Source organism: Micrococcus sp. HG099 (assembly GCF_024723355.1).
Classification (GTDB): Bacteria; Actinomycetota; Actinomycetes; order Actinomycetales; family Micrococcaceae; genus Micrococcus; species Micrococcus endophyticus.
The window spans coordinates 1-7,232 of record NZ_JANQCJ010000116.1; the positions used below are offsets into that span (position 1 = coordinate 1).

Below are 7,232 nucleotides of genomic sequence, written 5' to 3' on the forward strand. Positions count from 1 at the left end.
AGACGTGGCTGCGCACCGAGCCGCCCCAGCGCATCGAGGCCGCCACGATGGCGCGCGCCATCGCCGGCTGGCTGCTGACCGGCGTCGCCTCCGGCGGCCCGGACTCCCCCGACCCCGCACGATCCCACCCGAAGACAGGAGCGTCGTCATGACCGACCACGAGAAGCTGGCCGCCGAGGCCCCCCGCCACGCCACGGACGTCCCCTCCGACGTCGCCGAGATCGCCCCCGAGCACCCCGAGCCGGGCTCGCTGGACTCCGCCGCCCTGCAGGACGCGCTGCTGGGCGCGTGGGCCGAGGACCGCCGCACGGCGCGCGCCCTGGTGCGCGACCCCCGCCTGCACCGCGACCCCCTGCTGGGCATGGACGAGCACCGCGAGCGCGTGCTCGGGCAGCTGGGCGTGCTCGTGGAGAACGGCGCGGTGCACCGGATGTTCCCGAAGGAGTTCGGCGGCGACGACAACCACGGCGGCAACATCGCCGCCTTCGCGGACCTCGTGCTGGGCGACCCGTCGCTGCAGATCAAGGCCGGCGTGCAGTGGGGCCTGTTCGCGGCCGCCATCCTGCACCTCGGCACCGAGGAGCACCACCGCCGGTGGCTGCCCGGGGCCATGGACCTGTCCGTGCCCGGCGCGTTCGCCATGACGGAGATCGGGCACGGCTCGGACGTGGCCTCGATCGGCACCACCGCCACCTACGACGAGGCCGCCGGCGAGTTCGTCATCCATACCCCGTTCAAGGGCGCGTGGAAGGACTACCTCGGCAACGCCGCGCTGCACGGCCGGGCCGCCACCGTGTTCGCCCAGCTCATCACGAAGGGCGTCAACCACGGCGTGCACTGCTTCTACGTGCCGATCCGTGACGAGGACGGGGCCTTCCTGCCGGGGATCGGCGGCGAGGACGACGGCCTCAAGGGCGGCCTGAACGGCATCGACAACGGGCGCCTGCACTTCGACCAGGTGCGCGTGCCCCGCACGAACCTGCTGAACCGGTACGGCGACGTGGCCGAGGACGGCACGTACTCCTCCCCCATCGAGTCCCCCGGCCGGCGCTTCTTCACCATGCTCGGCACGCTCGTCCAGGGCCGCGTCTCGCTCTCGCTGGCCGCGACGACGGCCTCGTTCCTGGGCCTGCACGGCGCGATCGCCTACGGCGAGCAGCGCCGCCAGTTCAACGCCTCGGACCCGGAGCGCGAGGAGGTGCTGCTGGACTACCAGAACCACCAGCGCCGCCTCGTGGACCGGCTCGCCCGGGCCTACGCGGACGCCTTCGCCTCGAACGAGCTCCTCGAGCGCTTCGACGGCGTGTTCTCCGGCCGCGCCGACTCGGACGCGGACCGGCAGGAGCTGGAGACCCTCGCGGCCGCCATCAAGCCCCTGGCCACCTGGAACGCGCTGGACACGCTGCAGGAGACCCGCGAGGCCTGCGGCGGCGCCGGCTTCATGGCCCGCAACCGGATCCCCCAGATGCGCGCGGACCTGGACGTGTACGTCACCTTCGAGGGCGACAACAACGTCCTGCTGCAGCTGGTGGGCAAGCGCCTGCTGACGGACTACTCGCACGAGTTCGGCCGCCTCAACGTGGGCGCGGTCTCCCGGTACGTGGTGGCGCAGGCCTCGGACGCGATCCACCGCGCGGGCCTGCACAAGGCCGTGCAGTCCGTGAGCGACGGCGGCTCCGAGCGCCGGTCCGCGAACTGGTTCAAGGACCCGGAGGTGCAGCGCGACCTGCTCACCGACCGCGTGCGCGCCAAGACCGCGGACATCGCTGGCACCCTGGCCGGCGTGCGCGGCAAGACCCAGGCCGAGCAGGCCGCCGCGTTCAACACCCGCCAGCACGAGCTGATCGAGGTCGCCCGCAACCAGGGCGAGCTGCTGCAGTGGGAGGCCTTCACCCGCGCCGTGGAGGCCACCCGGGACGCGAGCACCCGCACCGTCCTGACCTGGCTGCGCGACCTCTTCGCGCTGCGCGTGCTCGAGGAGGACCTCGGCTGGCTCGTGGCCCACGGCCGCCTCTCCAGCCAGCGCGCCCGCTCCCTGCGCGGCTACGTGAACCGCCTGGCCGAGCGCCTGCGCCCCTTCGCGCTCGAGCTCGTCGAGGCGTTCGGCCTGGAGCCCGAGCACCTGCGCATGGACATCGCCACGCAGGCCGAGGCCGAGCGCCAGGCCGAGGCCCATGCCTGGTTCGAGGCGCGCCGCGCTGCCGGCGAGGAGCCGGAGGACGAGAAGGCCGTGCGCGCCCGCGAGAAGGCGGCGCGAGGCCGCCGCGGCTGACCGCGGCCGTCCCAGGACGCACCGGGCCCCCGTCACCTCGCGGTGGCGGGGGCCTGTGTGCGTGGACGGCGCGGGCTCAGCGCAGCACGGCCTCGTAGACCTCGATCGTGCGCTCCGCAATGGTCTCCCACGAGAAGTGCTCGATGGCGCGGGCCCGGCCGGCCTCGCCCATCGCCGTCGCCCGTTCCGGGTCCTCGAGCACCCGGGTGAGGGCGGCCGCGAAGTCCGCGGCGAACGCGTCCTCGTCCACGGGAGCGCCGGTGCCGTCCGAGACCTGCTCGATCGGGACGAGCAGGCCCGTGACACCGTCGTCGACGACCTCCGGAATGCCGCCCACCGCCGAGGCGACGACGGCGGTGCCGCACGCCATCGCCTCGAGGTTGACGATGCCGAGGGGCTCGTACACGGAGGGGCAGGCGAACACGGTGGCGGCCGAGAGGATCTGGGTGACCTCGCGCCGCGGGATCATGCCCTCGATGACGACGACGCCCTCGCGGGTGCGGCGCAGCTCGGCGATGAGCCCGTTGACCTCGTGGGCGAGCTCCGGGGTGTCCGGGGCGCCCACGCAGAGCACGAGCTGGACGTCTTCGGGCAGGCGCAGCGCGGCGCGCAGCAGGTGGGGCACGCCCTTCTGGCGGGTGATGCGGCCGACGAACGCCACGGAGGGTCGGGTCGGGTCGATGCCGTACTTCTCCAGCGCGCCGGTCTCGGCCTGCGGGGTCCAGGCCTCGGTGTCGATGCCGTTGTGGACGGTGTGCACCTTCTCCGGGTCGACCTCCGGGTAGCAGGCGAGGATGTCCCGGCGCATGCCGTCGGAGACCGCGATCACCGCGTCGGCGCCGAGGTAGGCGGTCTTCTCCGCCCAGCTCGAGAGCGCGTAGCCGCCGCCGAGCTGCTCGGCCTTCCACGGGCGCAGCGGCTCGAGGGAGTGCGCGGAGAGCACGTGGGGGACGCCGTGCATGAGCTTGCCGAGGTGCCCGGCCATGTTCGCGTACCAGGTGTGGGAGTGGATCACATCCGCCCCCTCGAGGCCGCCGAGGATGGTGAGATCGGTGGCCAGGGTCTGCACGGCACCGTTGGCGGCGTCGAACCCGGGCGGGTTCGGGTACGTCAGGACGCGGGCCCCGTGGTAATCCGGGTCGCGCGGCTCGCCGAAGGCGTGCACCCGGACGTCGGCGCGGGAGGCGAGGACGCGGGTCAGCTCGGCGACGTGGACGCCGGCTCCGCCGTAGATGGACGGGGGGAACTCTTTGCTCACGATGTCGATGCGCACGCCCCCAACCTAGTTCAGCCCGGCGGGGGTCGATAGTCTGGCGGCACGGATGCCCCGCACGCCCCGAGCACGCGTGCGGGACGCGACGACCCGGCTCACGAGGAGTGACGCAGATGGTGCAGAAGAAGGTCCTCTCGGTCGTGCTGGCGGGCGGTGAGGGCAAGCGCCTGATGCCGCTGACGGCCGACCGCGCCAAGCCGGCCGTCCCGTTCGGCGGCACGTACCGCCTCATCGACTTCGCGCTGTCGAACCTGGTCAACAGCCGGTACCGCGAGATCGTCGTGCTGACGCAGTACAAGTCGCACTCGCTGGACCGCCACATCTCCGAGACGTGGCGGATGTCCACGTTGCTCAACAACTACGTGGCCTCCGTGCCGGCGCAGCAGCGCCGCGGCAAGGACTGGTTCACGGGCAGCGCGAACGCCATCTACCAGTCCATGAACCTGATCCATGACGCACGGCCGGACATCGTCGTCGTCATCGGCGCGGACCACGTCTACCACATGGACTTCCAGCAGATGGTGGATCAGCACATCGCCTCGGGCGCCAAGGCGACCGTGGCCGCGGTGCGCCAGCCGCTCGAGCTGGCCTCCTCGTTCGGGGTGATCGAGACGGACCCGCAGGACAGGACGCGGATCTCGGCGTTCGTGGAGAAGCCGGAGACGACCCCCGGCCTGCCGGACGACCCCACGCAGTTCCTGGCTTCCATGGGCAACTACGTGTTCGACGCGGACGCCCTTGTGGCGGCGCTGAACCAGGACGAGGACAACCCCGAGTCGAACAACGACATGGGCGGGGACATCATCCCGCTGTTCGTGGAGCGCGGCGAGGCCGGGGTGTACGACTTCACCGCCAACGAGGTGCCCGGCGGCACGGCCGGCAAGCACTACTGGCGGGACGTCGGCACCCTGGACTCCTACTACGACGCGCACATGGACCTGGTGCAGCCGTGGCCGGAGTTCAACCTCTACAACCGCGAGTGGCCGCTCTACACCCGCCAGTCCGTCTCCCCGCCCGCCAAGCTCGTGCGCTCGTCCACCCGCCGCCCCGGCTCGGCGAACGACTCCATCCTCTCCCAGGGCGTGGTCATCTCCGGGGGCACCGTGGCCCAGTCCGTGCTCTCCACGGACGTGCGCGTGGCCAACGAGGCGTGGGTGGAGCAGTCGGTGCTGCTGGACTCCGTCGTGATCGGCGAGGGGGCCCACGTGCGCAACGCCATCTTGGACAAGAACGTGGTCGTGCCCCCGGGCGCGCGTATCGGCTTCGACCGGGCGGAGGACGAGGCCAACGGGTACACCGTGACGGACTCCGGGCTGACGGTGCTCTCCAAGGACCAGTCCGTCCCCAAGCCGCACTGACCGCAGCGTCGTCACGCCCCCGGCGGGGCCGTCCCTCGGGCGGCCCCGCCGTCGTCTGTCGGCACGTCCTCGCGCCCCGCCCGGCGCCCCGGACCCGGCCCCGCCCCGGGCTCGAGGCGCTACCCTCGACCGTGGCGCGCCTCACCCCCGCTCGCCGGACCGCCGGCCCCGAGCCCGCGCGTCCCGTCCGTCCGCCCCGACCCCCGGAGGATCCATGCCCCGCCCCCACGCCGCCGTCGACCTCGACGCCACCAACGTCACCCGCGCGGAGGCCGCCGAGCGCTCCCGTCTGCTCACGGTGAGCGCGTACGAGGTCCACGTGGACGTGTCCGGCGCCCGCGACGAGGCGGCGGAGACCTACCCGGTGGAGGCCACGCTGCGCTTCGCGTGCGCCGAGCCGGGCGCCGCCGCGCACGTGGACTGGATCCACGCCGGCGTGGACGCCGTGGTCCTCAACGGCTGCGAGCTGGAGCTGGCCGACGTCGTCGGCGACGCCCGGATCCTGCTGCCGGAGCTCGCCGCCGAGAACGAGCTCGTGCTGCGCGGGCGCTCGCGGTACTCGCGCTCCGGCGAGGGCCTGCACCGCTTCACCGACCCGGCCGACGGCCAGGTGTACCTCTACACGCAGTACGAGCCGGCCGACGCCCGCCGCGTGTTCCCGGACTTCGAGCAGCCCGACCTCAAGGCGGCGTTCACGTTCGCCCTCACCGGCCCCGCCGACTGGGTGCTGGCCTCGAACCGCCCCGAGGCCTCCCGCACCGAGGTGCGCCCCGGCGTCGTTCGCGTGGACTTCGAGCCGACCCTGCCGCAGTCCACCTACATCACCACCCTCCTGGCCGGGCCCTACGCGTCCTGGGAGGACCGCTGGGACGGCCACGCCGGCACCGACGCGCCCGCCGTGCCGCTGCGCCTGTTCACCCGGCAGACCATGGCGGAGGCGTTCGACCCCGAGGCCGTGTTCGACGTGACCCGGCGCGGCCTGGACCTGTTCCACGAGCTCTTCGGCGTCCCCTACGAGTGGGGCAAGTACGACCAGGCGTTCGTGCCCGAGTACAACCTCGGCGCCATGGAGAACCCGGGCCTGGTGACGTTCACGGAGGACTTCGTGTTCACCTCGCGCGCCACCGCGGCGCAGTACGAGGGCCGGGCCAACGTGATCCTCCACGAGATGGCCCACATGTGGTTCGGCGACCTCGTGACCATGCGCTGGTGGGACGACCTGTGGCTCAAGGAGTCCTTCGCGGACTTCATGGGCACCCTCGGCGTGGACGAGGCCACGGACTTCGAGACGGCCTGGGTCACCTTCGCATCCCGCCGCAAGGCCTGGGCGTACGTGCAGGACCAGATGCCCACCACGCACCCCATCGTGGCGGACATCGTGGACCTCGAGGCCGCCCGCCAGAACTTCGACGGCATCACCTACGCCAAGGGCGCCTCGGTGCTCAAGCAGCTCGCGGCGTACGTGGGCCGGGACGCCTTCCTTGACGCCGCGCGCCGCTACTTCCGCGCGCACGCCTGGGGCAACGCCGAGCTGACGGACTTCATGGCCGCGCTCGAGGCGGCCTCGGGCCGCGACATGGGCGCGTGGGCGGACGCGTGGCTGCACACCTCCGGCGTGCCGCGGCTGCGGGTCGAGGCCGGCGACGACGGCGCCCCTGTGCTCCACCAGGAGGGCGTGGACCCGGTGACGGGCCGGCCCGTGCTGCGCCCCCACGCGCTCAAGGTGGGCGTGTTCACCCCGGACGAGGCGGGCGTGCTGCGCCGCACCGCCCAGGTCGCGGCGGACGTGCCCGGCGGGGCCGACGGCGCCGCCGTCGTGCTCGAGGGGCTGACGGTGCCGGCGGGCGTACGGCTCGTGCTGCCCAACGACGAGGACCTCACCTACGCGGCGCTCGCCCTGGACGAGGCCTCTCTGCAGGCGGCCCTCACCCACCCCATCGCCGACCCGCTCGCCGAGGCCACCGTGTGGGCCGCCCTGTGGTCCATGACCCGGGACGGCGAGCTGCCCGCGGCCCGGTTCCTCGAGGCCGTCGAGCGGCTCTCCGCCGGGATCGAGACCGTGGGCGTGCACACCCAGGTCCTCGCCCAGGCGGCGGCCGCGGTCTCCCAGTTCGCGGCCGCCGCGGACCGCCCTGGCCTGCGCGCCCGCCTGGCCGAGACGCTCGCCGAGCAGGTCCGGGCCCTCGAGGCCGGCTCCGACCGGCAGCGCACCGCCGCCCGCACGTGGGCCCTCGTGGCCCGCGCCGACGCCGACCTCGCGCGCCGCCTCGCCGCCGCCCTGCTGGGCGGGACGGGGTCGGGCGCGACCGACGCCGGGGCCGGCGAGGAC

At 73.3% G+C, this 7,232-nt stretch carries 4 protein-coding genes; 3 read left to right on the forward strand and 1 reads right to left on the reverse strand.

All coding sequences use genetic code 11. The annotated features are described in order from the left end of the window. Window positions 1-148 precede the first annotated feature (148 nt). Window positions 149-2,272 (forward strand): acyl-CoA dehydrogenase, encoded by a 2,124-nt coding sequence (locus NWP10_RS09605; RefSeq protein ID WP_258300741.1) that lies wholly within the window; start codon window positions 149-151, stop codon window positions 2,270-2,272. Window positions 2,273-2,348: 76 nt separating this feature from the next. On the opposite strand, the gene glgA is transcribed toward NWP10_RS09605, so the two are convergent. Next, the gene (gene glgA / locus NWP10_RS09610; RefSeq protein ID WP_158508180.1) at window positions 2,349-3,545 is read right to left on the reverse strand and encodes a glycogen synthase; all 1,197 of its coding nucleotides are present in this window, start codon (window positions 3,543-3,545) and stop codon (window positions 2,349-2,351) included. Window positions 3,546-3,658: 113 nt separating this feature from the next. Here glgA and glgC point away from each other — a divergent pair, with 113 nt between their 5' ends. Then, window positions 3,659-4,903 carry a glucose-1-phosphate adenylyltransferase gene (glgC, locus tag NWP10_RS09615; RefSeq protein ID WP_258300742.1) on the forward strand — a complete coding sequence of 415 codons (1,245 nt, stop codon included), beginning with the start codon at window positions 3,659-3,661 and terminating at the stop codon, window positions 4,901-4,903. 214 nt (window positions 4,904-5,117) lie between these two features. Beyond that, the coding region (gene pepN, locus NWP10_RS09620) for an aminopeptidase N (protein ID WP_258300743.1) at window positions 5,118-7,232 on the forward strand (2,115 nt) is incomplete at its 3' end.

Coding starts and splice junctions, on each gene's coding strand:
- NWP10_RS09605 (WP_258300741.1), top strand. CDS start 149: ATGACCGACCACGAGAAGCTGGCCGCCGAGGCCCCCCGCCACGCCACG.
- glgC (WP_258300742.1), top strand. CDS start 3,659: ATGGTGCAGAAGAAGGTCCTCTCGGTCGTGCTGGCGGGCGGTGAGGGC.